This is a genomic window from Dyadobacter sp. OTU695, from assembly GCF_038440355.1.
In the GTDB taxonomy this organism is placed as follows: domain Bacteria; phylum Bacteroidota; class Bacteroidia; order Cytophagales; family Spirosomataceae; genus Dyadobacter.
In genome coordinates this window covers 1-26,737 of the sequence record NZ_JASATN010000021.1, presented here as the reverse complement: position 1 = coordinate 26,737, position 26,737 = coordinate 1, and the positions used below count along the sequence as shown (strand labels likewise).

General features: G+C 49.5%; 26 protein-coding genes. 6 read left to right on the top strand and 20 right to left on the bottom strand.

Going from position 1 to position 26,737, the window contains the following annotated elements; genetic code table 11:
- Positions 1 to 46 precede the first annotated feature (46 nt).
- The 4 genes from AAHB90_RS27100 to AAHB90_RS27085 form a co-directional block, all read right to left on the bottom strand.
- Positions 47 to 1,492 carry an efflux transporter outer membrane subunit gene (locus AAHB90_RS27100; RefSeq protein WP_342088374.1) on the bottom strand — a complete coding sequence of 482 codons (1,446 nt, stop codon included), beginning with the start codon at positions 1,490 to 1,492 and terminating at the stop codon, positions 47 to 49.
- A 68-nt stretch (positions 1,493 to 1,560) separates the two neighbouring features.
- On the bottom strand, positions 1,561 to 4,719 hold the full coding sequence (locus tag AAHB90_RS27095; protein WP_342088372.1) for an efflux RND transporter permease subunit: 3,159 nt from the start codon (positions 4,717 to 4,719) through the stop codon (positions 1,561 to 1,563).
- Positions 4,720 to 4,748: 29 nt separating this feature from the next.
- The gene (locus AAHB90_RS27090) at positions 4,749 to 5,894 is read right to left on the bottom strand and encodes an efflux RND transporter periplasmic adaptor subunit (RefSeq protein WP_446717935.1); all 1,146 of its coding nucleotides are present in this window, start codon (positions 5,892 to 5,894) and stop codon (positions 4,749 to 4,751) included.
- A 192-nt stretch (positions 5,895 to 6,086) separates the two neighbouring features.
- A complete protein-coding gene (locus AAHB90_RS27085) occupies positions 6,087 to 6,506 on the bottom strand; it encodes a hypothetical protein (RefSeq protein ID WP_342088370.1) in 420 nt (139 codons plus the stop codon).
- A gap of 319 nt (positions 6,507 to 6,825) precedes the next feature.
- Between AAHB90_RS27085 and AAHB90_RS27080 the strand changes: the two genes are divergently transcribed.
- On the top strand, positions 6,826 to 7,923 hold the full coding sequence (locus AAHB90_RS27080; protein ID WP_342088369.1) for a GNAT family N-acetyltransferase: 1,098 nt from the start codon (positions 6,826 to 6,828) through the stop codon (positions 7,921 to 7,923).
- Positions 7,920 to 8,537, top strand: coding sequence for a YdeI/OmpD-associated family protein (locus tag AAHB90_RS27075; protein ID WP_342088368.1), 618 nt, complete (start codon positions 7,920 to 7,922; stop codon positions 8,535 to 8,537). The genes AAHB90_RS27080 and AAHB90_RS27075 overlap by 4 nt, the downstream gene beginning before the upstream one ends.
- A gap of 49 nt (positions 8,538 to 8,586) precedes the next feature.
- On the opposite strand, the gene AAHB90_RS27070 is transcribed toward AAHB90_RS27075, so the two are convergent.
- The 7 genes from AAHB90_RS27070 to AAHB90_RS27040 form a co-directional block, all read right to left on the bottom strand.
- Positions 8,587 to 9,168: an HmuY family protein gene (locus AAHB90_RS27070; protein WP_342088367.1), complete on the bottom strand. Its 582-nt coding sequence runs from the start codon at positions 9,166 to 9,168 to the stop codon at positions 8,587 to 8,589.
- Between the two features lie 2 nt (positions 9,169 to 9,170).
- The gene (locus tag AAHB90_RS27065; RefSeq protein WP_342088366.1) at positions 9,171 to 10,568 is read right to left on the bottom strand and encodes an HmuY family protein; all 1,398 of its coding nucleotides are present in this window, start codon (positions 10,566 to 10,568) and stop codon (positions 9,171 to 9,173) included.
- Positions 10,569 to 10,604: 36 nt separating this feature from the next.
- Positions 10,605 to 12,680 (bottom strand): TonB-dependent receptor plug domain-containing protein, encoded by a 2,076-nt coding sequence (locus tag AAHB90_RS27060; protein WP_342088365.1) that lies wholly within the window; start codon positions 12,678 to 12,680, stop codon positions 10,605 to 10,607.
- A gap of 118 nt (positions 12,681 to 12,798) precedes the next feature.
- Entirely contained in the window at positions 12,799 to 13,329 is a 531-nt protein-coding gene (locus tag AAHB90_RS27055; protein WP_342088364.1) for a YceI family protein, read from the bottom strand.
- Positions 13,330 to 13,353: 24 nt separating this feature from the next.
- Positions 13,354 to 13,692, bottom strand: coding sequence for a n-acetylglutamate synthase (locus tag AAHB90_RS27050; RefSeq protein ID WP_342088363.1), 339 nt, complete (start codon positions 13,690 to 13,692; stop codon positions 13,354 to 13,356).
- Positions 13,693 to 13,745: 53 nt separating this feature from the next.
- Complete coding sequence (locus tag AAHB90_RS27045; protein WP_342088361.1) at positions 13,746 to 14,132, bottom strand: VOC family protein; 387 nt, start codon at positions 14,130 to 14,132, stop codon at positions 13,746 to 13,748.
- Between the two features lie 67 nt (positions 14,133 to 14,199).
- The gene (locus tag AAHB90_RS27040) at positions 14,200 to 15,009 is read right to left on the bottom strand and encodes a helix-turn-helix transcriptional regulator (protein ID WP_342088360.1); all 810 of its coding nucleotides are present in this window, start codon (positions 15,007 to 15,009) and stop codon (positions 14,200 to 14,202) included.
- Positions 15,010 to 15,203: 194 nt separating this feature from the next.
- On the opposite strand from AAHB90_RS27040, the gene AAHB90_RS27035 reads away from it, so the two are divergent.
- Together AAHB90_RS27035 and uvrB are read left to right on the top strand one after the other, a co-directional pair.
- Entirely contained in the window at positions 15,204 to 16,058 is an 855-nt protein-coding gene (locus AAHB90_RS27035) for a cupin-like domain-containing protein (RefSeq protein WP_342088359.1), read from the top strand.
- Between the two features lie 147 nt (positions 16,059 to 16,205).
- Positions 16,206 to 18,224, top strand: coding sequence for an excinuclease ABC subunit UvrB (gene uvrB, locus AAHB90_RS27030; RefSeq protein ID WP_342088358.1), 2,019 nt, complete (start codon positions 16,206 to 16,208; stop codon positions 18,222 to 18,224).
- On the opposite strand, the gene AAHB90_RS27025 is transcribed toward uvrB, so the two are convergent.
- The 3 genes from AAHB90_RS27025 to AAHB90_RS27015 all read right to left on the bottom strand — a co-directional run bounded on the left by AAHB90_RS27025 (position 18,221) and on the right by AAHB90_RS27015 (position 19,349).
- Positions 18,221 to 18,523, bottom strand: a complete 303-nt coding sequence (locus AAHB90_RS27025) for a type II toxin-antitoxin system RelE/ParE family toxin (protein ID WP_342088357.1) — start codon at positions 18,521 to 18,523, stop codon at positions 18,221 to 18,223. The genes uvrB and AAHB90_RS27025 overlap by 4 nt on opposite strands.
- Positions 18,510 to 18,725 carry a hypothetical protein gene (locus tag AAHB90_RS27020; protein ID WP_342088356.1) on the bottom strand — a complete coding sequence of 72 codons (216 nt, stop codon included), beginning with the start codon at positions 18,723 to 18,725 and terminating at the stop codon, positions 18,510 to 18,512. Before AAHB90_RS27020 ends, AAHB90_RS27025 begins: the two co-directional genes overlap by 14 nt.
- A 90-nt stretch (positions 18,726 to 18,815) precedes the next feature.
- Entirely contained in the window at positions 18,816 to 19,349 is a 534-nt protein-coding gene (locus AAHB90_RS27015) for a 5' nucleotidase, NT5C type (RefSeq protein WP_342088355.1), read from the bottom strand.
- A 114-nt stretch (positions 19,350 to 19,463) separates the two neighbouring features.
- On the opposite strand from AAHB90_RS27015, the gene AAHB90_RS27010 reads away from it, so the two are divergent.
- A complete protein-coding gene (locus tag AAHB90_RS27010; RefSeq protein WP_342088354.1) occupies positions 19,464 to 20,213 on the top strand; it encodes a DeoR/GlpR family DNA-binding transcription regulator in 750 nt (249 codons plus the stop codon).
- An 11-nt stretch (positions 20,214 to 20,224) separates the two neighbouring features.
- On the opposite strand, the gene AAHB90_RS27005 is transcribed toward AAHB90_RS27010, so the two are convergent.
- The 6 genes from AAHB90_RS27005 to ileS form a co-directional block, all read right to left on the bottom strand.
- Positions 20,225 to 20,374: a hypothetical protein gene (locus AAHB90_RS27005; RefSeq protein ID WP_342088353.1), complete on the bottom strand. Its 150-nt coding sequence runs from the start codon at positions 20,372 to 20,374 to the stop codon at positions 20,225 to 20,227.
- 99 nt (positions 20,375 to 20,473) lie between these two features.
- Positions 20,474 to 20,842 (bottom strand): hypothetical protein, encoded by a 369-nt coding sequence (locus AAHB90_RS27000; protein WP_342088352.1) that lies wholly within the window; start codon positions 20,840 to 20,842, stop codon positions 20,474 to 20,476.
- A 14-nt stretch (positions 20,843 to 20,856) separates the two neighbouring features.
- Positions 20,857 to 21,636, bottom strand: a complete 780-nt coding sequence (locus AAHB90_RS26995) for a 3-hydroxyacyl-CoA dehydrogenase (RefSeq protein ID WP_342088351.1) — start codon at positions 21,634 to 21,636, stop codon at positions 20,857 to 20,859.
- A 7-nt stretch (positions 21,637 to 21,643) separates the two neighbouring features.
- Positions 21,644 to 21,817 (bottom strand): hypothetical protein, encoded by a 174-nt coding sequence (locus AAHB90_RS26990; RefSeq protein WP_177194259.1) that lies wholly within the window; start codon positions 21,815 to 21,817, stop codon positions 21,644 to 21,646.
- A 21-nt stretch (positions 21,818 to 21,838) separates the two neighbouring features.
- On the bottom strand, positions 21,839 to 22,288 hold the full coding sequence (locus AAHB90_RS26985; RefSeq protein ID WP_342088350.1) for a DUF6934 family protein: 450 nt from the start codon (positions 22,286 to 22,288) through the stop codon (positions 21,839 to 21,841).
- 9 nt (positions 22,289 to 22,297) lie between these two features.
- Positions 22,298 to 25,726, bottom strand: coding sequence for an isoleucine--tRNA ligase (gene ileS, locus AAHB90_RS26980; protein WP_342088349.1), 3,429 nt, complete (start codon positions 25,724 to 25,726; stop codon positions 22,298 to 22,300).
- A gap of 177 nt (positions 25,727 to 25,903) precedes the next feature.
- On the opposite strand from ileS, the gene can reads away from it, so the two are divergent.
- On the top strand, positions 25,904 to 26,533 hold the full coding sequence (gene can / locus AAHB90_RS26975) for a carbonate dehydratase (protein WP_342088348.1): 630 nt from the start codon (positions 25,904 to 25,906) through the stop codon (positions 26,531 to 26,533).
- The last annotated feature ends 204 nt before the right edge of the window (positions 26,534 to 26,737 follow it).

The window sequence follows — 26,737 nt, the reverse complement described above, 5'->3', positions numbered from 1 at the left end:
GGATCGCAAGGTCCGTGCTCTTTTTGTACACTATTAATCCGAATGACTACTCCCAGCCTCCGCCTAATGCCCTGTACAACTCTACCAATGCGAGAAACTGTTCCTTCTGCACGTTGGTCAGGTTTAATTCTTCCTGCAAAACACTTCGCTGGGCGGTGATCACTTCGAGATAGGAAGCGTAACCGGTCAGAAAGAGGTCCTTGGAGGTAGTTACCGCTTGCTGCAGTACTTCCACCTCCTGTTTTTTTAAATTGCTGATCTGGCGCGTGTTTTCCAGCTTTTTAAGACTGGTGCTAACCTCGCGAAAGCCGTTTAGAACCGATTTATTATAAGCATAGAGTGCTTCCAGGCTGGCCGCTTCGGCGCGTTTCTGGTTTGCTTTTAATGCTTTCCGGTTCACCAGAGGGGCTGTAAGGCCGCCGAGCGCGCTGTATGCGATCGAGCCGGACGAGAAAAGCAGGTTACTTTTAAACGCATTGAAACCCAGAAATGCCGTAATGTTCAATGAAGGCAGAAATGCCAGCTGGGCTACCTGCTGTTCGGAATAGTTGGCGAGCAAATCCAGTTGTGCCTGCTGAATGTCGGGCCTTCTTCGCAGCATTTGCACAGGTATGCCGGCGCTGACGGACTGCGGCATTATCTGTTCCAATGTGGTACTTCTTATAATGGGTTGTGGAAAACGGCCCGTGAGTAGGTTGACATTGTTTTCGATTTCGACGATCTTTTGCTGCACTTCGAATTCGAGACTGCGCGTATTGAGCAATTGGGCGGTAAGCTGGCGGACGCCGAGTTCGTTAGCGCGGCCCGCCTCTTTCTGGATTTTGATGGTTTCTACCGCAGACTCCTGTAATGCGATGTTTTTCCGGATAATATCAAGCTCGGTGTCCAACGCCATCAGTTCGTAATAGGAGCGGGCGATTTCTGCGATGAGGCCGGTAATGATCGCCTGACGTCCTTTTTCGCTCGCCAAAAAACGCGTGTAGGCGGCTTTCTTCTGATTTTTAAGTTTACCCCAAATATCTATTTCCCACGAACTGCGCAGGCCGACGAAGTAATCAGGCATGAAAGGCGCAGGGAGGCGGCGGTCTTCATCGATGTTGCCCGAGAAGTTGGTATCGTAATTACCTACGCCGTCCATAGTATAGTCACCGAATTTGCGGCCGCCACCGGAAACGTCGCCTGACACGATCGGAAGCATGGCCCCATGCGCGGTCATGATGTTGGTTCGGGCCATTTCAATTCGCTGAACGGCCATTTTCAGGTCGAGGTTGTTTTGCAGGGTGGTATCGATCAGCGCTACGAGGTGCCGGTCGTTGAAGAACGTTTTCCATTGCAGCGATCCGATACCCGCGGAATCGGCCTGGCCAGCGAATGTTTCCGGTGTTTTGATTTGGGTGCGCTGCTCGACGGGCTGCATCATTCTGCAACCCGACACCGAGATCAGGATCGCGGCGAACAGAAGGCCGGGAGCGTACTTTTTATTTCTTTTCATCAATATAAAATCTGATTTGAAAGGCCGCGGAGCATGCCCTGCGGCCGAAACTGGATTCGAGGGGGCTTCTAATGCAGCAATGCTTCTTCCTCAGTGGCAATGACAGGAGGAGGCGTCTTTTTCTTTTTGGCCATACTCGCAAACACGACATACAATCCCGGAATGATGATCACCCCGAAAACAGTACCGATGAGCATACCGCCGGCAGCCGCAGCACCAATCGACCGGTTACCGATCGCTCCCGCGCCGGATGCCATTACCAGGGGAATAAGCCCCGCGACAAATGCGAAGGATGTCATCAGGATCGGGCGCAGACGTTCAGTGGCACCTTCGAGCACGGCTTCTATGACCGTCCGGCCTTCTTTTTGGCGGATAATGGCGTATTCCACGATCAGGATCGCGTTTTTACCTAAAAGACCAATCAGCATGACGAGCGAAACCTGGGCGTAAATGTTGTTTTCCAGACCCATTAATTTCAAGGCAAGGAATGCCCCGAAAACTCCGGTTGGAAGCGAGAGGATTACCGGCAGCGGCAGCAGGAAGCTTTCATACTGTGCGGCCAGCAGCAGGTAAACGAATATGAGACAGATCGCAAAAATGAATATCGCCTGGTTCCCGGAAAGGATCTCTTCACGCGTCATACCCGACCAATCGTAGGTATAACCTCTCGGTAAGCTCGTGGCGGCTACGCGCTCGACGGCTTTGATGGCATCGCCGCTGCTGTAACCAGGAGCCGCGTCGCCGTTGATCATCGCCGACGTATACATATTATAGCGCGTCAGCAATTCGGGACCGTACACCCTTTCAAGTTTGATAAAAGTCGAGAACGGGACCATTTCCCCCCGATTGTTTTTGACATATAATTTGAGAATGTCCTCGGGATTTTTGCGGAAACTCGCGTCCGCTTGCACCATTACCTTGTACATCTGCCCGAAGCGGATGAAGTTGGAGGCATAATAGCTGCCGATCATGGTTTGGAGCGTGCTCATGGCGATGTCGATCGATACGCCCTTTTTAGCGGCAATATCCGAGTCGACGTGGATCATATATTGCGGGAAACTTGCGTCAAAGCTGCTGAATGCTGCCGCTATCTCCGGCGTGGCAGCCAGATCTTTGATGAACTTGTTGGTTACCTCGGCCGTTTTTTGCAGATCTTCATTTCCTGAACGATCCTGGACCCTCAATTCAAAACCACTGGAATTACCAAAGCCAGGCACGGTAGGAGGAGGAAAAAACTGGATTTCGGCATCGGTAATGTGCTTTGTTTTAGCCTCCATTTCCTTGATAACATCCTGAACGGAGGCTTTCCGCTGATCCCAGGGTTTCAGGTTGATCATCGCCATCCCATACGACGAACCAGCCGATTCGGTGAGCAAGCTGTAACCTGAAAGTGAAGAAACTGATTCGACAGGTTCAAGACTTTCGGCTACCTTTTGAATTTGATCCAATACAACTTCTGTCCTTTCGACGGTGGCACCTACCGGTGTTGTGACATTCACGTTGATTACCCCTTGATCCTCCGTAGGGATAAAGCCGCTCGGGAGAATGCTGTTAATGCCAAAAGTGGCTGCGCAGAAGCCTATCAACAGTCCGATCGTAATCATCCGTCGGCTTACTATGGATGCCAGCAGTTTCCGGTAGCCGGTCTGCAATCCGTCGTAACCCTTGTTAAAGCCATCGAAAAACCTTGTGAGCGGGTTTTTCTTCACGGGCTGCCCATGCGTGTTTTTCAGCATCAACGCGCATAATGCGGGCGTGAGCGTAAGCGCATTGATACCCGAGATAACGATTGAAATCGCGAGGGTAATGGAGAACTGCCGGTAGAAAATCCCGACAGGGCCGGACATGAACGCAACCGGAACGAATACCGCAGACATCACCAGCGTGATCGCGATGATAGCCCCGCTCATTTCCTTCATCGATTCGATCGTAGCTGTTTTGGCATCCAGATGCTTTTCGGCCATTTTGGCGTGGACCGCTTCGACGACCACGATCGCATTATCGACCACAATGCCGATGGCCAGTACCAATGCAAAAAGTGTGAGCAGGTTAATGGAGAACCCGAACATTTGCATAAATGCGAATGTCCCGACCAACGCCACCGGCACCGCCAGGGCCGGAATGAGGGTGGAGCGGAAGTCCTGCAAAAACAAATACACGATCAGGATTACGAGGATAAATGCTTCGATGAGCGTGCGGATTACCTCGTGAATGGAAGCGTCAAGAAAGCGGGAAACGTCGTAGGAAACGAAATAGTCCATTCCAGGTGGGAATGTGGTCTTTTTCAGCTCCGCCACCTTGGTTTTGATATTCTGAATAACCTCCTGCGCATTGGAACCAGGGCGCTGCTTGATCATAATGGAAGCGGAAGGCCGTCCGTTCGATTTGGAAGCCATATCATATTCCAGTGTTCCGAACTCGATCTTGGCAACATCCTTCAATTTCAGGATGGAACCGTCGGGATTGGAGCGTAGCACGATGTTCTCATATTGTGCGGGTTCGAAGAGCTTGCCGGTGTATTTCAATACATATTGCAATACATTCTTTTCACGGCCGGAACTGACGCCTGTCTTACCTGGTGCCGCTACCACGTTCTGGTCCCGGATGGCTTTGATTACCTCGTCGGCGGAGACATTATAGCTATTCATACGGTCGGGTTGCAGCCAAACGCGCATGGAATAGTCCTTACTACCCATGATTTGCGCGCGGCCCACGCCGTCGATCCTTTTCAGCTCTTTAAGGATATTGATATCGGCGAAGTTGTAAACGAAATCCTCGCCTACGGTGGAGTCGGAACTCATGATGTCGAGGTACATGAGCATGCTGTTCACCTCTTTTTCGGTGGTTACACCGGCTTTGATAACTTCCTCAGGGAGCTCGTCAATGACCGTTTGTACACGGTTCTGCACGTTCACCGCGGCGAGGTCCGGGTCGACGCCCACGTTGAAGGAGATATTGATCGTCGTTACGCCATCGTTACCGGAAACGCTCGTCATATAAGTCATGCCGGGCACCCCGTTGATCGCCTTTTCAAGCGGAACGGCCACTGCATCGACGCACACTTCCGCGTTGGCGCCCGTGTAGGTGGCCGTAACGACCACAGAGGGTGGAACAATGTCGGGAAATTGGGAGACGGGTAGTTCCAGCACCGCCAGAACCCCGAGCAGGGTAATAAATATGGAGATGACCAGCGATAAAACCGGTCGCTCGATGAATTTTTGAAACATGATCTACAATTCAGGTGAAAGAAAGAATGCTACCGCGCCGTGAGCTCGATTTTCTCGTCCGACACCGTGTCGGTGGACACCGTTTTCGGGTTGATCGTCGCCCCGTCGCGCAGGGATTGTAGTCCCTCGCAAACAATCGTTTCGCCTGATTCCAGGCCTGATTTTACGACATAGAAAGTAGATAACCGGGATTGCGGCACAAAGCTGCGCGTCTTGATCTTGTTATCTTTCCCCAGCACATACACAAAGTTTTTGTCCTGGATTTCAAATGCGGCCTGTTGCGGGATGAGGATCGCGTTCTCTACCGTGTTAGTGAGGCGGATCGTGCCCGTAGAGCCGTGTTTCAGCAGTTTTTCAGGGTTCGAAAAGCGTGCTCGGAAGGCAATGGAGCCTGTACCTTCGTCGAATGCGCCTTCCATGGTTTCGATAACACCTTTGTGTTTGAAAAAGGAGCCATCGGCCAGTTCCAGTTCCACTACCGCCTGTTTGGTAGCAGCCTTGTCGCGTGCTTTTACATATTCCAGGTATTCGTTTTCAGATACATTAAAATAGGCATACACCGTTTTGATGTCCGACAGCGTAGTGAGCAAGGTGCCCTCGTCGATGAGGCTACCCATTTTAGTCGGAAGGCGGTCGATCACGCCGTCGAATGGCGCTTTGATCACCGTATGCGCCAGCTGAATGGCCGCATTCGATTTCTCGGACTTGGCTTCCTCGATTTTGGCATTGGCAGCGGCCAGTTTCGCCTGCGCTACTTCCAGTTCGCTTTTAGCGACAACGTTCTTGTCGACGAGCAGTTTTACACGCTTGACTTCCAGCTCGGCGCCTTTTGCGTCGGCAATCGCGCTTTGCAGGTTCGCCTTCGCTTTGGCCAGCTGGGCCTCATATTCTTCATTGTTAATGCGGAACAAAGTTTGTCCTTTCCGGACTTCCTTACCTTCGTCCACATACACTTCTTCGAGGTAACCTTTCACGCGTGCATATATTTCGACGTTCCGTAGGGCGTGGATGTTGCCTACGTACTCGCGGTGCAGTTCGGTTTTCTGGGGCCTGAGTTCCGTTACGGGGATGGTCGGAATGCTGTCTTTCGTCTCCGACAAAGTTTCACTTTTCGAGGCACAGCCGTAGGTGAAAATGCTGGCGAGCAAAAGGAGCGGCCATTTTAGGTCTTTCATCATGATGCGTTTGTATAAATTGGTTGGCGGTAAATGCAGGGGAATAGGAATAGCCTTTTGGCCGCACGGGGATACCGGGCAGCAAAAAGAATAGCATGAATGAGCGGGACGACCTGGATATGCGCGAACGGGCATAACGGGACGATCCGTCAGCTACGAAAATTTTGAGTTAAAAGAACGCTTGCGGCGAGTTCAAAAAGGGCAAAGGCGGTGGAGAAAGCTGTAATAGTCGGGCAGCGTGATTTCTCCATTGGTGGCGTAAAGCGGCTGAACAGACTCCTTGATGATTCTGGAAGTCCGGGTGATTTCGCATTGGGGTACTGCCTGCGAGAAGAGCGTCAGGAAGCGGTAGGTGGAATGCCGGCGGTTAAAAAGCCTGGAAAGCGATTCGTTCCATTTTGTTTCGTCGGCCCTTACGATTGTCTCGTTTTTGCAGATTGTATCATCGATTAAGACAATATCGCTGCTGCCGGGTTTCTCCTTGATTTCGAAGGGAGAAAAGGCTTCGGTTCCGATATCAATCTTGCACCCAATAACCTTCTGCTGCCCGAGGAGCAGCGTTACGGCGAATTGTGCGAGCCAGAAAAACAATACAAAAGTTCTTTTTGTCATGATGCTGATTGTGATCAGGTCATTGAAAAATTCATACTTTTATAATGAATTCAAGAATGATTGGAACTATTAGAGCGGAATTGTGATACAAACGGGCAATAATTCAAATATAACGTTTCAAATGTAGATTGCAAATTTTCGGGATTGTTAATGAACGTTAACAGAAAATATTTGACTGGTAATAAATGGGAATCCGCTCTTTCTCCAAATGAATGGGCGATTGAATAGTCGGTTTCAAACTTGTGTTTTTCCGCTCAAACAGGGAACTTGACCTCCTGGAAATCCAAACCGGAAAATGGCTTAACTTTTTGAGAGAAAAGTGTATATTGACAAGGCTATCCGATTTTTCGCGAAACGCTCAATGCCGCATACGATGGTCGTTACACCTATTTATACCGAGCATTTTGTGCTGACCAAAATGACAGCCGGAGACGGTGACAAGTATTTCAGGTTGAGCAATAATGCGAATGTGATGAAATATGTGACCGGATATTCGCTTACCCGCGAGGAGTCGGACAGTATGCTCAAAAGTTTCCTGGAAGAATACGGTATGGACACGTATCTGGGGCGGTACCTCATCGAAGACAGGCATTCGGGGGAACTGATAGGGGCAGCCAAGCTGGACAAGATAGGATCGGCAATCGAGATCGGCTACCGGGTGATGGAGGAATTCTGGGGGCGGGGAGTGGCGACAGAGATCGCAACCGGACTGATCCGGTTTGCGAAAAATGTGCTGAATGCAAGGGATGTGATCGCATTTGTGAATGTCAATAACACTGCCTCTATCCGTGTGCTGGAAAAGGCGGGAATGACTAATACCGAACTGATTGAAGATCTTGATGAAGTCAAGTACAGGTTTAATTATTCACCAAAAAGTACCCACCCTATGAAAAAAGTGCTCTACATTATCCTGGGTCTCATTGCGCTGGCCCTCATTGCCGCTTTCATTATGCCTAAGGAGTACGCCGTCGAGCGTGAGATCGTCGTGAACAAACCCAAAGCCGAGGTTTTTGAATACCTGAAATCCCTTAAAAAGCAGAACGACTGGAGTGTATGGGGCCGCCGCGATCCTAAAATGGTCAAGACCTTCTCTGGTACAGACGGTACCGTAGGCTTCGTCTCGATGTGGGAGGGGAACGACGACGTAGGTAAAGGCGAGCAGGAAATTACCAAAATTGACGAAGGCCAGCGGATCGATACCCAGCTGCGCTTCCTGAAACCGTTTGAGAGTACCAGCGACGCTTACATGATTACGGAAGGGATCGACTCGACGTCCACCCGTGTCCGTTGGGGCTTTACGGGCAAAATGCCTATCCCGATGAACATCATGCTTCCTTTTATGAATATGGATGAATCGATCGGAAAGGATTTTCAGGAAGGATTGACGAATCTGAAAGGAATTCTTGAAAAACAATGAGTAACACCGACCCGCGTATTGACGCTTACATTGTCAAATCTGCCAGTTTTGCGATTCCCATACTCGAATACCTGCGTGCACTCGTACATGAGGTGTGCCCGGAGGTGAAGGAGACGATGAAATGGAGCTTCCCGCATTTTGAATACAAAGGTGCTATCCTGTGCAGTATGGCGTCTTTCAAGCAGCATTGTGCATTCGGCTTCTGGCTCGAATCACAACTCAGCGACCCGCACCAGTTGTTGGCTGTGAATGGCGAGCGGGTTGGAATGGGAAGCCTTGGAAAAATCACCAGTGTTGAAGACCTGCCGGCTGAGGAGCATTTAAGAGGGTTTATCCGCGAAGCAATGCGGCTGATCGACAGCGGTGTAAAACTCAAAAAAGAGGACAAGCCGAAAGAAACGAAAGAACTGGTAATTCCAGCATATGTTACCGAGGCATTGGCCGACCACGCAGCCGCAAAAAAGGCTTTCGAGGGGTTCAGCTATTCCAACAAGAAAGAATATGTGGAATGGTTTGAAGATGCCAAAACCGAAGCCACGCGTGAGAAGCGCATCGCGCAGGCGCTGGAATGGCTGGCGGAAGGGAAGGTTCGGAACTGGAAATACGTCAGATAACGAAAAAATCCCGGATCGATCCGGGATTTTTGCATTTCAGGGTTTCGGATTAAAACTTGCCATCCTCGCCCGCAATTGTGTATCGAAAAGTGTAGTAGCTGGACTCTTCCGTAGGTACATCTTCCGGTGCGCCTTTGTAATAGCTGATTATCTCCACCTTGGCGATTTTACCGTCAGCGGTTTTTACCAAAAGCGTTCGTCCCGGGATCGGCAGGATCGCGTGAACGCTCATATCATATTTGTACCAGCTATTACCGCTTCCGCCCGGAATGGCGAAACCTGCATCTCCGTCGGTTTTGTAGCCCTCTTTGGGCGCTTCGCTTACCTGATCAAAAGGTTTTTCCAAAACGATCGCACCGCCCTCGCCCGGGCCACTGGTGCCGCTGTTGGTAGCAATGGTGGTTTTGCTGAATGCAATGTCCCAGTTTTTGGTCTTCGCATCGGCCGCTGGTACTTCCTTCCCGGTAGCCAGGCTGAAATAGACGTAAGTCTTGGTATTCGCATTCAAATCTTTGATCACCCTGATTTCCGGCATCGCAACTGCCGTGAATGGTGAAGCATTAACAGGAATCGACGCTTCCGGCATTGCTGCTAATGCCCACGCCGAAAGGATAATGGATTTCAGTATCATATTCAGGCTCCTTTTTTAACAAGCTTGTATTCTACCTTTGGCTTGCCGCGCTCACCGCCATCGTCTTTGTGGAAGCTTATGAAGCGCAGTTTGTAGATATTGCCGGCCGCGTCTTTGATAAGGTAAAAGCGATCGGTTTTTACGCCGATAGTACCCTGCGTAACGCGCCATTTCGAACCGATGGCATCAGCAGCCTTGTTGAATGTGATGCCGGTAAGGTTACTTTCGGCAAATGCGTCGTAAGTCGCCGTGGTAGTGAGCACCTCCGCGGCTTCTACACCGGCCAGATTGTTGATAAACACCAGGTCGGAGAAGCCGTAGGGGATCAGTCCCGCACCGAAATTGGTGAAATACATGCTATAACCCCATTTCAAATCCCAGCGGTCTTTCGCCGGTTCTATATCGACAGCCGCGCCTTTTTCCAGCGAAACAAATTCGAAGTTGTAGGCGGCGTCCTTGGTAATGTCCAGGGTTTTAAAAGTGGTTTCATTTACTTTGGCATACTGCAAGGTGTAGCCTGTGCCTTTCCGGAGAATGCGAATTTTGTACAGATCAGCTGCCGGAAGGACGTCCATCGATCCGCCTTTGCGGTTGAGAATGTAAACCTTGTTCTCGGCGTCGGTGGCTGAAACTGCCGCAATTACGGTTTTAGTGAGGTCGCCGGCAGCGTCGTCTACGAGCGACAGTTTACCTGCTCCCTGGCCAACAGCCAATGAATCGGTTTTGAAATCCTTATCGGAAACCGCGTTGATGTCCGTTTTATTAATCGCCAGTGCCGAAGCGCCATTCGTTGCATTGATGGTCACGCGAAAATCGGTACCATTGAAAAACCCGAGATCCCAGCTGTTGCGGAGAACGGGTGTTTGCACATTGGCGCTAAGGTCGAGGAAAACCGAATTAGCGGCGCTGCTTCCAGGTTCACTGCCCGCGATACCATTCAGCTGAATGCTTGTGCCGTCGGAAATGATCGCTTTGAAGCTCAGTTTCAGACCTGAATTGGTGCCAATCAGGACCGGCGCGCCTACGGACGCAATTTTAAACGCAATGCTTTCATCACCGTCCAGGAGCACACCCGATTTTTTGCTCACTTTAAAAGAAACGGACGACTGCCCCGCAGGTACCGATAACGTGATCGTATTGTTTGCCCCCGTGGCAGCGGGAGTAGTGGTGAATTCCTTGTCGTAGGTAAGTTGTGTCGGGGTTAATGTCACAGAAACGGGCGTGGCGGCATCCACTGTTCTCGTAAGCGCGATTTTGATCTCGGTTTCTTCACCTTCAAAACCCTTTTCAGTGGCCTCAAAAGTCGCCAGGTTATCCGGCAGTGGTGGTTCGTCGTCGTTGCAGGCGTTGAATGTTCCCAGGAATGCAATCAGTAATAGCGACCGGATTATTTTCTTCATAATTAATTGTAGTTATAATGAAAGGGTATTTGATTGTTAATGCTTTGTCCATTGAAAACTGAGGCCCAGGAAATACGACCGGCCGAATGACATCGGTACTGCGCCACCAGTGCTATGCGCGCCTCCTGTATCGGTAGAGGTATTTTGCAGGTTGGTGACATCGAAGAGATTTTTAATGCCGCCCAGCAGATTGACGTATTTGCCGAGCGTCTTGCTAAGCGTCAGATCGGCCATGTGAAAGCCTTCTGTTTCGGCCAGGTGGATATTGACCTGGTCGGTAGTCTCGTAAACAGGGCGCTTCCCGGAGAATTTATAGAACAGGTTAATGCTCGCGCCGGCTTTTTTGAAGGTGTAAAGCAGGTTTGCATTCACCTCGGTTGACCATACAAACTCCGGCAGGGAGCCGAAATCCGCAGGCGACTCCGAAAATTCATTATAGCGGCCAATATAAGTGGCGCCCACTGTCGCTTGCAGGTTTTTCCAGAATAGCTTGTTGTCAATCGAAAACCCCGTGGTTTTGAACAAATGGATGTTCAGGTAGGTCGTTTGCGTCCGGTCATTCGGATCAATGCCGGTGTCGATCAGGTCATGGAACACATTGTAGAAGCCACCAAGCGTAGAGCTGATGCGGAGCCCTTCGTGACTGACGGCCTGCCACACGAGGAAAGAGTTGAAGCTGTTGGAATATTCGGCTTTCAGGTTGACATTACCATTAATGGAATGCGATGCGTCATGAAAATCGAAATACAACTCGCGCAATGCGGGTGAGCGGAAGCCGCGTGCATACCCGAAGCGGAAGTCCAGGGTTTTGCTCAGTGTAAGCTTACCATTCAGTGACGGAATCACCGGTGGAGCGTCGTAAACCGAGTTTTTCAGGAACCGCAAACCAGGCGTAAGCTTGAAAAACTGCCCGAAGCGGATTTCAGGAGCAACGAACAGTGCATATTCATTGATGGTAGGGGAGCCATTGATTCTCGCACCGGAGGCATTGTTGTTCGAGAAATCGACTCCGCCCAATATGGAAAAATGGTTTCCGGCTTTGTAAAAGGCCGTTCCGCGGAAAAATGCAGTGGTAAAAATGGATTTGTCCTGTGCGCCTGGTTCGAGAGAGAGCGTGCGGCGGTCGTTGATATCAAGATTTGTACTAAGTGTGCGACGGGAATAGTCGGTATAGGAGCCTACCGCGGTGATATTCAGCTTTTCGTTTGGCCTGATCTCCGATTGTACCTGATGGAACCAACGTTTGGTAATGTAGTCCTGATCGGAAGCAATGCCGGTATTCGGGTTCCGGTTGCCGAGGTATTTGATCGTTTCATCGGTGCCGTTGAAGCGGTACCAGGCGTTCCATTTTTTGCCGGTGAAGCGTGTGCCGGCGGTGTAGAGCATCTGGTCCTTGGGCATCCAAGCCTTCGCCCGGCCTGTCGAAGCCCCCTTCCAGCCACCGAAGTTGTTTCTGGTTACATTACCTGAAAACTGTAAATGCTCATTCTGCCAGGTTAACCCCAATCCCTGATTATGTATCCCCTTTTTGGTTAACGCGTCATATTCTTCACCGACTGTTTCGTCCTGTATCCGCGCATTGATGGTGAGTGAATTACCGCCATGCCCCTTTTTCGTGATAATGTTGATCACTCCGGCCAATGCATCGGTGCCATATATGACCGACATGGGGCCTTCGACGATTTCGATTCGCTCGATAATGTTGATGTCAATCTGCCCCAGGCTTTCGCGAGTGCCGCCGCGGTCGACCATCGGAATGCCGTCAAGGAGAATCTTGACACCCTGTCCCGACATTCCCATGAGCTGAATATCGCTGGTGCCCAATGTAAGGTCGTTTGAAAACCGTATTCCGAGCTCGGTATTGAGGATCGTCTGCAAATTAGTCGCGCCTCTCAGGCGAATACGCTCGCTGTCGATCGTGCGCACCTGGTACACGGAGTTTCGCAACGACTGTGGCTCCGATTGCCCTGTTATCACGACCTCATTTAAAGAAAGTGTCGTATTCGAAAGCTTGGTAGTGTCCGTCCTGGTCGCGGCAATGCCGCTTCCCTCCTGTGCTATCAGCCTACTGACTACCAGCAATATCAAAGAAACGGTAAAATAATATCTCACAGAGGATTAATTTAGACTAATTATAATCACAAAGGAAAATATTATTTAGACTAATTACAATTACAATGAAGTATTTTTTGTGGACGGGCAATGGCTTCCCCTGCAAAGTAGAAGAGTGCTACTTAATCGTCGCCTGGAGATTGACGGTTACGATGTCTTTCAGCTTCCAGTCTTTTTCGCCGATTTTATAGTCGAGGCGATTTACATCGAAGGAACTCGTGAGAGAATAGGTACCGTCGGCATTCTTTTTGGCATCGAAGGGAAGCGTAACCGTTTTGGACACGTCGCGCATCGTCAACGTGCCGGTGGCCTGGTACTTGTCGCCTTTCTTCTCGACTTTGGAGGATTTGAAATGGATATCGGGATATTTCTCGACCCAGAAATACTTGTCGCTTTTCAAATCCTTATCCCGGGAGTTGTTGTTTGTTTTGAAAGTGTTAGCGGCAATTCTGACATCGAAGAAAGCATTTTCGGGACTCTTCTCATTAAAAACGGCTTCTCCCCGCGGGGCGTCGAATGTGCCGTTACAAGTGCCCAGGATAAACTTGACACTGAATTTCGTAGAGCCGGAAACGATTTTGGAAGTTTGAGCGGACACCTGGCCGGCGAATGCGGCAAGTATGATCCACAAGGTAAGTTGAAGTCGCATTACAGTTTCAGTTTGGATGAAATATCACAATTCTTCCAGCAATGATTCGCCTTCCGAATAGTCGCCTGAAGTCCATTGCCATTTTTCATGCATACGGATTTTCCCGTTCGGAAGTTGCTCGGGTGTTGATTTACAAATACCCGTCGTGATCTCGCCCTTATCGTTCACCTGATGATAACGCATATCCAGGTTTCCCCGTTCGTCCACGAGTGCGATGAGATGCCCGCTGCGAATGCGCCCGCCAGCGTAGGTGGACGTAACGATATGGCCCGTTTGCTGATATACGAATTGCATGGTCAGATCCACCTCGCCGTTTTCGGAATTGGACAATGGAACGAATACTTTGTTGTTATAATTGATCATAGTAAAAATGCCGTCTTAATGCGCTAAATATAGGTATTAAGACGGCATTTCGGTTATTGAACGGAGGTGATCCACCAGGTATTGCCGCACGGATCGGACACGCCGCAGCTCCGGCCGTACTCCTGGTCGGCGGGTGGCATAATGCTTGTACCACCCGCTTGAAGCGCTTTTTCATAACTCGCGTCTGCATTTTCCACGTATACGAATAGGTTAGCCGGTTGCGCGGGCCATTCGGGGCGGGCGTCGCAGAACATGATTACGCTACCGCCGATGGAAACTTCGGAATGTTTGATCATTTCGGGGGCATCTTCCTGGTAATGGGTGGAGGAGATCGTGCCGTCGAATACACTGGTGGTAAATTCTTTGAACCGGGCGGCGCCGTCCAGCATCAGGTAAGGGATGACGGCCTGATGGCCGTTCGGGATTTTTACATTGCTCATGTCTTTTTGTTTTTGGTTTAAACAAAAGTAACCGGGCTGCCTGCCCTGAAATTGGAAAAATGCGACATCACGCGTCGCGGTAACCCATCCCCTCCGCATTGCCGGAAAAATAGGTTTTGGGATGTTCGCCCGAGAAGGCCTTGAAATCATGGATGAAATGCGATTGGTCGTAATACCCGCATTCGTAAGCGATCTCGGTGAGTGATTTCTCCTTGTTGCCATATTCATTGAGTGCCGAATGAAACCGGATGATCCGGCTGAACAACTTTGGGGTAAAACCGGAGAATGCCAGGAATTTCCGTTCGAACTGCCGGGTAGACAGAAAACTTTGTGCCGCGAGATCCGGGATTTTGGCCAAGCCGTTGGAACGGATTACACTGCTGATTACCGAGAAAACCGCCGGCTCATGCACCTCATGGCTGCGAATGCGTTTCCTCAGAAATTCTGAAACAATATGAATGCGTTCGGCGTGATCGGTTGCGAGCATAACCCGTTCTTCGAGCTCCGTGCCGGTATGGCCGAGAAACGTGGTGAGGTCGGGCATCTGGTTGCTCAATTCCGCCGCAGGAATGCCAAAAAGTGCCGGAATAGCGAAAGGGTAGAGGTACACCCCGAAAATTCCGAAATTCTCGCTGATGCGGAACCGCCGGAATGACTGTGATTGTCCATGAATGCCCGAGCGGAAAGAAAGTTCCGACTGCTCGGTTTTCAGGATTTCATCGAACCGGCCTTTGAAATGAAATACCATTTCCGCGCAACCGTCGGCCATCGTCCGGTGAAAGTAGGGCTCACTTTCGGCGAGGTCGTGTTCCAGCACCCAGAAGAAGCGGACATACCGGGCGAGATCGGCTGACGGAAGTATGGTGAAATATTTCATAGATAACCTATTTAGTCTATCTGTTTTAGGGATATACTTTTATTATATTTTACGAAATTTATATTTTTGAAATCTGTTTAATACATTTGACCGGATATTATGTTGGGTTTTAAACCCAGGCGGTTATCCTCCCGTTATAGTTGAAAATGTAACGGTATTCCATAAATAGTCGATTACCTACTCAGTTTCTTGCTATGAAATTAGTGCCCATAGAGAAGCGCACCGGACTGACGCGCGAAGAATTCATCGAAAATTACTTAAAACCAAGTCGCCCGGTGGTGTTTACCGACCTGGCAAAAGATTGGCCTGCCGTTCAGAAATGGACTTTTGAATGGCTTCGGGAAAATCACGGAAACCTGGATGTTCCTTTGGTAGATAATCACATTCACGACGCCGACAAATATTTCCAGATTGCCAAAACGATGAAGTTCGGCGATTACCTGAGCCTCATCGAAAAAGGCCCGACCGATCTGCGTATTTTCCTTTTCGATATTTTCAAGAAAATTCCTGAACTGGCTGACGACATCCGTTTTCCAACGATCATGGATGGCTTTTTGAAGTCCTACAAATTTGTGTTTTTTGGTGGAGAAGGTTCGATTACGAACCTGCATTATGATATGGACTGCTCGAACGTGTTCCTGACGCAGTTCCAGACCCGCAAGCAGGTTATTTTGTTCTCCCCCGAAGAAAGCCGCCGGCTTTATCACCACCCGTTCACGGTAATGAGCAAGGTGAACCCGCTTGACCCGGATTATGAGAAATTCCCGGCATTGAAAGGGGCGACAGGCTACGAAACGATCCTTCAACACGGCGAGACGATTTTCATTCCCTCGCTCTGGTGGCATTATATTCGTTATGTGGACGGCGGTTTCAGCCTCGCATTGCGTGCGAACAACTCTATTTTCACGGCGGTCCGTGGCGGTATGAACCTCGTCCGCCACACGTTTGTAGATAAAAGCATGACTAAATTGCTCGGCCTCGACTGGCAACACTGGAAAGAAAAGAAAGCGGTTGAGAACGCGCAAGAACTTTTGCAAAAGCAAGCGTAAGAAGATCTGGCCGTCCGCAACTAGCCGTCCGCAACTGGCCGTCGGCAACTGGCCGTCCGCAACTAGCCGTCCGCTAACAGGAACGCATTTCAAAGAAACTAATTTATCTTTGAAGTGCGTTCTTTTTGTATTGCTTCACGACTTGCTATGAACTTCGAACTTACCTCAGAATACCAGCCGACGGGCGATCAGCCGGAGGCAATCAAACAATTAGTACAGGGAATTGAAAACGGAGAGCCTGCTCAAACGTTGCTCGGGGTAACGGGATCCGGAAAGACATTTACGATCGCCAATGTGGTGTCGCAGGTAAACAAGCCGACGCTCGTTTTGAGCCACAACAAAACGCTGGCCGCCCAGCTTTACGGCGAATTCAAGCAGTTTTTTCCCACCAACGCCGTCGAGTATTTCATCAGCTACTACGACTATTATCAGCCGGAAGCATTCATTTCCAGCACCAATACCTACATTGAAAAGGACCTGATGATCAATCAGGAGATCGAGAAGCTGCGTTTGCACACGGTTTCGTCACTCATGAGTGGGCGAAGGGACGTGATCGTGGTGGCGTCGGTTTCCTGTATTTATGGCGCGGGAAACCCTTTGGAATACAAAAAGAGCATTGTCAGTGCCAAGTTGGGCGATGTTGTGAGCCGCAACCAGTTTCTTTTCAGGCTTGTGGAGATCCTTTACAGCCGGACGGAAGTAGAGTTCAATCGGGGCACTTTCCGTGTGAAAGGGGATACGGTTGACGTGTTTCCGGGTTATGCGGATTTTGCCTACCGTTTTATTTTTTTCGGGGATGAAATCGAGGAAATTCAGCGGATCGAGCCGGAAACGGGCAAAAAGCTGTCGTCCGAAAAAGCCATTGCCATATTTCCCGCGAACCTGTTCGTTACCGGACGGGATGTTTTGAATCAATCCATTAAAGAAATACAGGATGATCTGCAAAACCAGATCAAGTACTTTATAGCAGAAGGGCGGCTTGCGGAAGCCGAGCGTGTGAAGGAGCGTACCGAGTTCGACATGGAAATGATGCGCGAGCTGGGCTATTGTTCCGGTATTGAAAACTACTCCCGCTATTTCGACCGCCGGATGCCCGGGCAACGCCCGTTCTGCTTGCTGGACTATTTTCCGGAAGACTTCCTAATGGTAGTCGACGAAAGCCACGTAACCATGCCGCAGATCCGCGCGATGTGGGGCGGCGACCGCTCGCGTAAAGAGGCGTTGGTAGAATATGGTTTCCGATTGCCGTCGGCATTGGATAACCGACCGCTGACATTCCAGGAGTTCGAAGATATGACGCCGCAAACCATTTTTGTAAGCGCTACGCCTGCGGATTATGAGTTGCGAAAGTCGGAGGGTGTTGTGGTAGAGCAGATTATTCGTCCTACCGGGCTGCTGGACCCAGAAATCGAGGTTAGGCCAAGCCTGAACCAGATCGACGACTTGCTGGAAGAAATTACCGAACGTATTAAGCTCGGCGATCGTGTGCTAGTCACTACGCTGACCAAACGGATGGCAGAGGAACTCAGCAAATACCTGGATCGGGTGGGCATCAAATGTCGCTACATTCACTCGGAGGTGAAGGCATTGGACCGCGTGGAGATCTTGCGCGAGTTGCGGCTTGGTGTTTTTGATGTGCTCGTGGGTGTTAACCTTCTGCGCGAGGGGCTCGACTTGCCCGAGGTATCGCTGGTAGCCATTATGGATGCTGACAAGGAAGGCTTCCTGCGCGATACCCGCTCCATGATCCAGACGATCGGCCGTGCCGCGCGTAACGACCGCGGGAAGGTGATTATGTACGCGGATGTGATGACGGGCTCAATGCAGCTCGCGATCGACGAAACGAACCGCCGTCGCAGCATTCAAATGGACTACAACGTGGAGAACGGTATCACGCCGAAAACTGTCCGCAAATCGAAGGAGGCCATTATGGAACAAACCTCGGTGGCCGATTCCAAAGTCCGTAAGGTATATGTCGAGCCGGATGAAGTTCGCATTGCCGCCGATCCGGTTGTTCAATACATGGGTAAAACCGATTTACAAAAACTCATCGCCGAAACCCAACGCAAAATGGAAGCAGCCGCGAAAGATCTGGACTTCCTGGAAGCTGCGCGGTTACGGGATGAATTGTTGCAATTGAAGGCGCGGGTGCAGGAGCAGGGTTAGGTAAAGAACTTTTTAGGATTGCGGCTTGTGTGGAAGATTGAAACGACTTGAATCACTTGTTCATCTTCCTCTGACCGATAAGCAATAATAAAAGGGAAAACCGGCAACGGTACAAAACGTAACTTTTGGCCATACCTTTTAGCAAACTTGTGGGGATTGTCGGCTATGGAATTCAAGCGGCCCGATATTTCTGCTATAAATCTCTTACCTAATCCGATTTTTCTTTTTTCATACCATTCGTATGCTTCATGAAGCTCGATTTCAGCAGTTTTAAGGAAGAGAATGTTATACTGGGCCAAAGTCTTTTTTTATGTCGTTCCAAGGGCGTGCCGATAATTTACCGTCCTCGAATGCAGCAATTCTCTTGAGCAGTTCATCCAATCCTTCCGGAGACAGCTCAAAGCCTTCTAGAGAAGCATTATGAGGCTGTATTTTGTCGATCTCTTCAAGGTCTTTAACAAGATCTGCCAGTGGGTCAAGAGAAATTTGCTGCTTAGGCATAAGACGGTGATTAGGCTTCAAGATAATTGCTGGAACTACATAAAGTTACATAAAATACCCGAAATAACCCGTTGGATGATCAGCCGGCAGCTAGACCAGCTCCGACGCCAATAATTCCAACACCTCATCCCAATTATTGACCCGCGTATGCCTGTCAACCCCGTGGTTATGCCCGGCTGTGAACAAAATAGGCTTCCCTTTGTGAAAATCGAGGTTTTTCAAATGGTCATCGATCAGATAATCTGTGTTGATAACGCTTTTATCGCCGCAGAAAATGATGTTTCTCCAATGGATCGAAGGGAAATGCTCGGCTAGCCAGTCGTATTTCTCAGGAAGGGAATTGGGGAATTCCATGGCTGCCGACACAATGTAGACCTCATAGTTTTCCTGCAATTTGATGATCGCCTCCTGCGCTCCGGGAATGAGCGGGGCATTGCGGAAAAAGCCAGGTATGTAAAGGAGGCTGCGTGCAGCGAGCGGATCGGGAAAGGCCTGGTCTTCGGGGATACCGTGCATTGCTTCTTTCGTTACTCTCACGCCAAATGCATCGGCGTAATGGTTAATCCAGTTAGCTTCAATGTCAACGATGACATTGTCCATGTCCACTGCAATCGATTTTTTCATGATGATCAATTAGTATTTGCAATTATTTGCAACAAATGTAAGTCAAGAATGCAATATTTTGCAATTTTAAATTTAAAATGTTTGTTAAATTTGCAAACATAATCGGGGATACCTATGTTAAAAGAAGAACGTTTCCAGATCATACTGGATCAGCTGGGACATGAGCAGAAAGTCTATCTGGGGCATCTGAGTACGCTTTTGAATGTGTCGGAGGATACCGTGAGGCGGGATATCAAGGAGCTCGCCGACCAGGGCCTGCTCAAATCCGTCCGCGGGGGCGCAGTACCGCATTCGCCCGGCCCGCACCATTTCCGCGACCGGATTAAGTACGATAACGACCAGAAGCAAATTATTGCAAAAAAGGCATTGCAGTTCCTCAAAGACGATCAGGTCGTGATTTTTGATGGCGGTACATCCGCATTGCTGATCGCTCAGATGCTGTCCAAAGATTTGAAACTGACTGTCATTACCAATAGTTTTCCCATCGCCTCTATTCTGGAAGAACACGAGCATGTTGACGTATTGTTCGCAGGCGGCCGCTTGCTGAAAAATTCATTTGTTACGATTGGCAACGATTCGATTCAGTTTTTCAAGAAATTCAGGGCCGATATTTGTCTCCTTGGCATTTGCAGCATTCACGCGGACCTGGGCGTTACGGGGCCTGATTTTGAAGAAAGCGATGTGAAGCGGACCATGATAGAATCTTCCAAAGATGTGATCGCATTGGCGACTACCGAAAAGCTGGGAACGGCTGAGGCATATTATGTTTGTCCCACGGGGCGTCTGTCGATGATTATCACGGATAAAGAGCCCGAAAACGAAGCATTTGACATTTATAGAAACCTGGGAATCAGTATGATCTGATCCCCGGGTTCTTATTTTTTAGTAGTCTCTTCAATTTTGAAAGTAGTGTCGTCGATGCTCTTCGAGTCCTGGTTAATGGCATTCGAAAACCCGAGCATAAACGAAATGGCGATCCGCAGAAGCCATTTCCGCAGAAAGAAAATTGTTCGTCTTATTCCCATTTTTCATTTGAGTTAAATGAACCGTAAAGACCGCGCATAGCACAGCCCGGACGTGCTTTGGCGCGTCATTACAAGCTGCCGCGAGATGCGGAAGCCGTGTTACGATTGGAAAATGGAAAAATCGTCGGAGGGAAGCGTTCGACTCCTGAAATGCTGATTTTGAATGTGAAAGCTGCTGAGCCCGAGATGAGAACTTAGCTCCGGATAAGAGCCAATGGCGGTGCTAAGCGAATTGGAAAGGAAGATAAACTGCGCGTGTTGCGCGTTTTTGAAATAAACAAAAGTCGGCGACTGAACAGCAAAAGCCTTGAAACTGGAAAAGTCAAGACACAGCTTTTGACTGACGTTATGCTCAAAAGAAATCTGCTCGATCCGGTGATGACCGACATTGCTACGCTCGCGAAAATGAAGGGTGCTGACAGAAAGTACCGTCAGAAAAAGCCATTTTAAAAAGTAATGTCCTCGCATAACGATCGGTTTTACTATTTCGGAGCCATCCTGATCGCCCCGTCGAGCCGGATCACTTCCCCGTTCAGCATGGGATTTTCAACGATGGATTTTGCAAGCAATGCATATTCCGAAGGTTTTCCAAGCCGTGACGGAAATGGAATCTGCGCTCCGAGCGAAATGCGAGCATCTTCTGGCAGGCCCATAAGCAGCGGCGTTTCAAAAAGCCCCGGTGCAATGGCCATGACGCGGATGCCGACCTTTGCAAGATCACGCGCCACGGGCAATGTCATACTTACGATCCCGCCTTTGCTGGCGGCGTACGCTACCTGGCCCATTTGACCGTCATAGGCGGCGACGGACGCCGTGTTGATGATCACCCCCCGTTCACCTTCAGCATTGGGTTCGTTATTTTCCATCACAAATGCAGCCAACCGCATTACATTGAATGTACCTAGCAGGTTAATGCGAATGGTTTTTTCAAAAAGCTCAAAGGAATGCGGGCCGTAAATACCGTCGGCTTTCCCAACGATCTTGCGTGCAGGAGCGATGCCTGCGCAGTTGACGACGATTTGAATGCTGCCAAAGGTTTGCAAAGCAATGTCCAATGCATGCTTTACCTCGCTTTCGCTCGTGACGTCCGTTTTGATGAATTTAAGCTGGTTGGGGAATTCGCTTTCAAGTGCTTGTCCGGCTGCTTCGTTCAAATCAAGAACTACAACTTTGGCACCGTTGGCTATGAATAACCGCGCAGCAGCTTCGCCGAGGCCGGACGCGCCGCCGGTGATGATTGCGGTAGAGTTTTTTAGTTGCATAAGGTGGTTATTTCCTCCTCAGCATATGCTCGGGAATGGGGTGTTCTTCGAGAAATTTACGAGCACGCTCGACTTTGGCTTTAACAACGGGATTCTCTGACAAATCTGGGAGCGAGTTGTCTATCGTAACTTTTCCAGGAATGTTGGGTAGCGGAACGAACTTTTTTTCGAGGACTTTCATATTTAGCGTATGTTGGATTTACTAATCTAGCAATTTTCGTTCAATCAAAAAACTTTCAAAGGAGCCGTTAGGTTCAAAATCAGACCATTGCCCATTTTTGTAGCCCTTGATTAATAGGAATACATGAACATCAGGAAACAGTTTCCCTAGTGCAATTTGATAAAGCCGGGTTTTGGAATCACTGTTGCCCTGAATAAAGACTGTTTGATAAGGATTTTGAGCAAGAAACTGAAGTGCGATTTTTAGCACAGTAGCGAGCACTTCCCGCATATCACCATTGTCAGTAATGGTATCGTCGGAATATTCTCCCGTTTCCGGATTGAAATCAAGCAAAGCCAGATTGTAAACATTATCATTAAGAGGGGAAAACTCAATAGCTTTCTCAAACACACCGCGTTTGCCGATGCTTTGAAAATGATAGTGTGTTTTCCCCTCATTGAGGACAAATGGATATGCCTCGTATAGCTGCATTCTTATTGGTTATACCACCTCAATCTTCACCTTCAACAAAAACTCATCCATTTCAATCTCCGTGGCTTCTCCATTCAGGTCGCCGACGAGGGTGAGGTCCAGGGCTTGTACTTCCTGGCAGATGTAATCTTTGTTGGCGGTTACTGCGCTGGCGAGCAGGCCGTCGTTGTTTTGTAAGGTAATGCGAATCTTATCCGTTACTTCAAAACCACTGTCTTTCCGCAGATTCTGTACACGGTTCACGAAATCGCGGGCGATACCTTCCAGGCGCAGGTCTTCGGTAACGGTGATGTCGAGGGCAACGGTAAGGCCGCCTTCGCTCGCTACGAGCCATCCCGGAACGTCTTCTGCGATGATCTCCACGTCGGTCAATGCGATTTCGATCGGGCCACTTGCGGCTGGCAATGTAATGGCGCTGCTGGCCTCTATCTCGCGGATCTGATCTTCGGCCATCGCTGAAATAGCTGCTGCCACTTCCTTCATTTTCGGGCCGAATTTCGGGCCGAGGGTTTTGAAGTTAGGTTTGATTTTCTTCTTCAAAATGCCGCTATCGTCATGCACAAACTCAATATGCTTCACGTTCACCTCGGAAAGGATAATGTAAGCCACCTGCTCGATCTGACGTTTCGTTTTCTCGCTTAAAACCGGGATCAGGATTTTCGACAATGGCTGGCGCACTTTCAGCTTATGCCCTTTCCGGATCGAGTGTACGAGCGAGCTGATGCGCTGCGCAAGGTCCATCGCTTCTTCCAAGTCGTTATCCACCACCTCGGCTTCGATCTTTGGCCAGTAAGTCAAATGGACCGAATCGTATTTGAACGGCGCATTATGCTGGATCGACGCTTCGCGATCACTATCTGTCAGGTTTTTATACAACCATTCTCCAAAAAACGGCGCGATAGGCGACATAAGCTGCGAAACAGTTACCAGGCAATGGTGCAAAGTTTCATAAGCAGCTGCTTTATCGTCAGTCAAACCGGCTCCTTGTTCCGCGGACGGGTTCCAGAAACGGCGGCGGTTCAGGCGGATGTACCAGTTTGAAAGCTGGTCGGTCACGAAATCCTGAACGAGACGGCCCGCTTTCGTCGGGTTATAATCGTCGAATTGCTCGCCTACTTCCTTGATCAAAGTATTCAGTTTCGAAAGGATCCAGCGGTCGAGCTCGGTGCGTTTTTCAATAGGTACCGAACTGGCTTCGTGGAACTCATAACCATCAAGATTGGCATACAATGCAAAGAAATTGTACGTATTAACCAACGTTCCGAAGAATTTGCGCTGCACTTCGCCGATACCGTCGATGTTGAATTTCAGGTTGTCCCATGGCTCCGCATTGGTGATCATGTACCATCGCGTCGCGTCTGGGCCGTATTGTGCCAATGTCGCAAACGGATCGACTGCATTGCCCAGGCGCTTCGACATTTTGTTGCCGTTCTTATCCAGTACCAGTCCGGTTGACACTACATTTTTAAATGCAACCGAATCGAACAACATGCCCGCAATGGCGTGGAGTGTAAAGAACCAGCCACGGGTTTGGTCTACACCTTCTGAAATAAAGTCGGCAGGATATGCCTGGTTAAAAATTTCCTGATTTTCAAACGGGTAGTGCCATTGTGCATACGGCATTGCGCCCGAGTCGAACCAAACGTCGATCAGGTCCGGTTCGCGGTGCATGATATGGCCGGTTTTGCCCACCAACACTACATCATCCACATACGGACGGTGCAAGTCGTAGTCGCCGTGTTCCAGTTTTTGCAGGTAATCTGAGTTATGTAAAGCCTGCTCGCGGGTCAAATGGCCGGAGATAATAGCTTCTTCCAGCTTGTCTTTCAGCTCTTCGATAGATCCGATGCACGCTTCGTCGCCATAATCGTTGCGCCAGATAGGCAGTGGCGTTCCCCAGTAGCGCGAACGCGAGAGGTTCCAGTCAACGAGGTTTTCGAGCCAGTTGCCAAAGCGGCCGGTTCCCGTGCTTTCGGGTTTCCAGTTGATGCTTTTGTTCAATTCTACCAAACGGTCTTTCACCGCTGTGGTGCGGATAAACCAGCTATCGAGCGGGTAGTAAAGCACCGGCTTGTCCGTACGCCAGCAATGCGGGTACGGGTGCTCGTATTTTTCAACTTTAAATGCTTTGCCTTCCTCTTTGAGTTTAATGGCGATCAGCACGTCGGTAGGGCGGAACTCGGGATCGTCCTGTTCAGCTTGCGAGTAATATTCAGGCTTTACGAAACGGCCTGCATAATCGGTGATCTCCTTCACAAAACGTCCCTGGCGATCGACGATAGGCACTTCTTTGCCGTTTTCGTCTTTCACCATGATGGAAGGAATGCCGTTGGCCTGCGCCACCCGGAAGTCGTCCGCACCGAAAGTAGGAGAAGTATGCACCACGCCGGTACCATCTTCGGTCGTCACGAAATCGCCGAGGATTACGCGGAATGCGGGAGTTCCAGGCTGGATGTAAGGCAAAAGTTGCTCATACTCGATGCCTTCCAGGTCCTTGCCTTTGAATTCATTGACAATGCTCCACGGCAATACTTTTTTGTCGCTGGTAGCATAGCCTTCGAAATCGCCCTCGTGGCCTTTTTCGGAGAAATACTTGCCTACCAGGTCCTTCGCAAGCACCACCGCCACCGGCTCGTACGTGTAAGGATTGAATGTTTTTACCAAAACATAGGTAATGTTCCCGCCCACCGTCAATGCGGAGTTTGCGGGAAGCGTCCAGGGCGTGGTCGTCCAGGCAAGAATGCGAATGTCCTCGTTTGCAGAACCTGCTAATGCAGGCCATTTGGCGGCTTCTTTCACCTTGAACATCGCCACGATCGTCGTGTCCTTCACGTCTTTGTACGTGCCGGGCATGTTCAATTCGTGGGACGACAACCCCGTTCCCGCAGCCGGTGAATAGGGCTGGATCGTGTAGCCTTTGTATAGCAAACCTTTGTCATACAGCTTTTTAAGCAAATGCCAGAGGCTTTCGATATATTCGCTCTTATAGGTAATGTAAGGATTGTCGAGGTCTACCCAGTAACCCATTTTCTCCGTCAGGTCATTCCACTGGTCGGTGAACTTCATGACTGTCTGGCGGCACTTTTCATTGTAATCCGCTACCGAAATTTTCTTTCCGATATCGTCCTTGATAATGCCCAGTTCTTTTTCAACTTGTAGCTCAACCGGTAACCCGTGCGTGTCCCAGCCGCCTTTACGTTTCACCTGGAAGCCCTGTAATGTCTTGTAGCGGCAGAAAATGTCCTTGATCGCCCGGGCCATTACGTGGTGGATACCCGGTGTTCCGTTGGCGGATGGAGGGCCTTCAAAAAATGTGAAAGTAGGAGCGCCTTCGCGGGTCTCGACCGACGCTTCAAAGATCTTCTTGTCTTTCCAGAATTTCAGTACCTCGTCCCCGATTTGAGGGTAACTCAGATTTTTATATTCGTTGTATTTCATATGCGTAGTTGGCCCCGGCATTTGCCGTGACCGATCAATGTAAATAGCACTATTTATAACCCTCTCCGGATTTTAAGAGTGCAAAATTACGGATTTTTTTCCGCTAAAAGGATGTACGCTTTTGAATGAATCTGAGAGAGATTGTATTATTTTGGTACTTCAATCATCAATCACGAAATGGAACTTATCAACACCCTGTTGTCAGCGAATAAATCCTGGGCCGCACGGCAGCTCGAAGTTGACGAAACGTATTTTGACCAACTGGCCAAAGATCAGAAGCCGGATTTCCTCTGGATCGGATGTTCCGACAGTCGCGTTCCCGCCGAAGATCTGACAGGGTCGAAGCCCGGCGAAATGTTTGTACACCGTAACGTGGCCAACCTCGTGGTTCATACCGATATGAACATGCTCAGCGTGTTGCAATATGCCGTTGAAGTGTTGAAAGTGCGGCATATATTGGTCGTTGGGCATTACCAGTGCGGTGGGGTGAGGGCGTCGATGATGCACAAGGACCTGGGACTCATTAACAGGTGGCTCCATAATATCAAGGATGTGTACGACAAGTTTGCGGCTGAACTGGACGCGATCGAAGACGAGAAAAGGCGTTTTGACCGCTTGGTGGAGCTTAATGTGATCCAGCAGGTACATAACCTCGCACAAACAAGCATTGTACAGGGCGCATGGCATCAGGGACAGGAGCTGCATCTGCACGGTTGGGTATTTGGCCTGCACGACGGACTTTTGAAAACCCTGGCCCACATGCCGCCGACCACGAAGGTGGAAGGGATTTATCGGTATGACTTCTGACAATAGCTGAGAAAATGTCAGTCTGATTTCTATGATAAAACCAAGTGATCTTGAAAGGTTGCTTGGTTTTTTATTAGGGCAAAGATGGTGTGGACGATTTTGTTTCTGACAGCATTAAGGACGGACATTTTATTCTTGCCTTCGGCTACCTTTCTGCGATAGTAGTTTCTGAACTTGTTGTCGAATCTAATGGCGCTCATCGCA

Excerpts from the sequence above, each read along its gene's own strand:
- AAHB90_RS27005 (WP_342088353.1), bottom strand. The coding sequence starts at position 20,374 with ATGGGAATAAGACGAACAATTTTCTTTCTGCGGAAATGGCTTCTGCGG.
- ileS (WP_342088349.1), bottom strand. The coding sequence starts at position 25,726 with ATGAAATACAACGAATATAAAAATCTGAGTTACCCTCAAATCGGGGAC.
- AAHB90_RS27035 (WP_342088359.1), top strand. The coding sequence starts at position 15,204 with ATGAAATTAGTGCCCATAGAGAAGCGCACCGGACTGACGCGCGAAGAA.
- AAHB90_RS27100 (WP_342088374.1), bottom strand. The coding sequence starts at position 1,492 with ATGAAAAGAAATAAAAAGTACGCTCCCGGCCTTCTGTTCGCCGCGATC.
- uvrB (WP_342088358.1), top strand. The coding sequence starts at position 16,206 with ATGAACTTCGAACTTACCTCAGAATACCAGCCGACGGGCGATCAGCCG.
- AAHB90_RS27070 (WP_342088367.1), bottom strand. The coding sequence starts at position 9,168 with ATGATACTGAAATCCATTATCCTTTCGGCGTGGGCATTAGCAGCAATG.
- AAHB90_RS27095 (WP_342088372.1), bottom strand. The coding sequence starts at position 4,719 with ATGTTTCAAAAATTCATCGAGCGACCGGTTTTATCGCTGGTCATCTCC.
- AAHB90_RS27015 (WP_342088355.1), bottom strand. The coding sequence starts at position 19,349 with ATGAAAAAATCGATTGCAGTGGACATGGACAATGTCATCGTTGACATT.
- AAHB90_RS27065 (WP_342088366.1), bottom strand. The coding sequence starts at position 10,568 with ATGAAGAAAATAATCCGGTCGCTATTACTGATTGCATTCCTGGGAACA.
- AAHB90_RS26995 (WP_342088351.1), bottom strand. The coding sequence starts at position 21,636 with ATGCAACTAAAAAACTCTACCGCAATCATCACCGGCGGCGCGTCCGGC.
- AAHB90_RS27045 (WP_342088361.1), bottom strand. The coding sequence starts at position 14,132 with ATGAGCAATGTAAAAATCCCGAACGGCCATCAGGCCGTCATCCCTTAC.
- AAHB90_RS26985 (WP_342088350.1), bottom strand. The coding sequence starts at position 22,288 with ATGCAGCTATACGAGGCATATCCATTTGTCCTCAATGAGGGGAAAACA.
- AAHB90_RS27050 (WP_342088363.1), bottom strand. The coding sequence starts at position 13,692 with ATGATCAATTATAACAACAAAGTATTCGTTCCATTGTCCAATTCCGAA.
- AAHB90_RS27090 (WP_446717935.1), bottom strand. The coding sequence starts at position 5,894 with ATGAAAGACCTAAAATGGCCGCTCCTTTTGCTCGCCAGCATTTTCACC.
- AAHB90_RS27000 (WP_342088352.1), bottom strand. The coding sequence starts at position 20,842 with ATGCGAGGACATTACTTTTTAAAATGGCTTTTTCTGACGGTACTTTCT.
- AAHB90_RS26990 (WP_177194259.1), bottom strand. The coding sequence starts at position 21,817 with ATGAAAGTCCTCGAAAAAAAGTTCGTTCCGCTACCCAACATTCCTGGA.
- AAHB90_RS27055 (WP_342088364.1), bottom strand. The coding sequence starts at position 13,329 with ATGCGACTTCAACTTACCTTGTGGATCATACTTGCCGCATTCGCCGGC.
- can (WP_342088348.1), top strand. The coding sequence starts at position 25,904 with ATGGAACTTATCAACACCCTGTTGTCAGCGAATAAATCCTGGGCCGCA.
- AAHB90_RS27085 (WP_342088370.1), bottom strand. The coding sequence starts at position 6,506 with ATGACAAAAAGAACTTTTGTATTGTTTTTCTGGCTCGCACAATTCGCC.
- AAHB90_RS27010 (WP_342088354.1), top strand. The coding sequence starts at position 19,464 with ATGTTAAAAGAAGAACGTTTCCAGATCATACTGGATCAGCTGGGACAT.
- AAHB90_RS27075 (WP_342088368.1), top strand. The coding sequence starts at position 7,920 with ATGAGTAACACCGACCCGCGTATTGACGCTTACATTGTCAAATCTGCC.
- AAHB90_RS27020 (WP_342088356.1), bottom strand. The coding sequence starts at position 18,725 with ATGCCTAAGCAGCAAATTTCTCTTGACCCACTGGCAGATCTTGTTAAA.
- AAHB90_RS27040 (WP_342088360.1), bottom strand. The coding sequence starts at position 15,009 with ATGAAATATTTCACCATACTTCCGTCAGCCGATCTCGCCCGGTATGTC.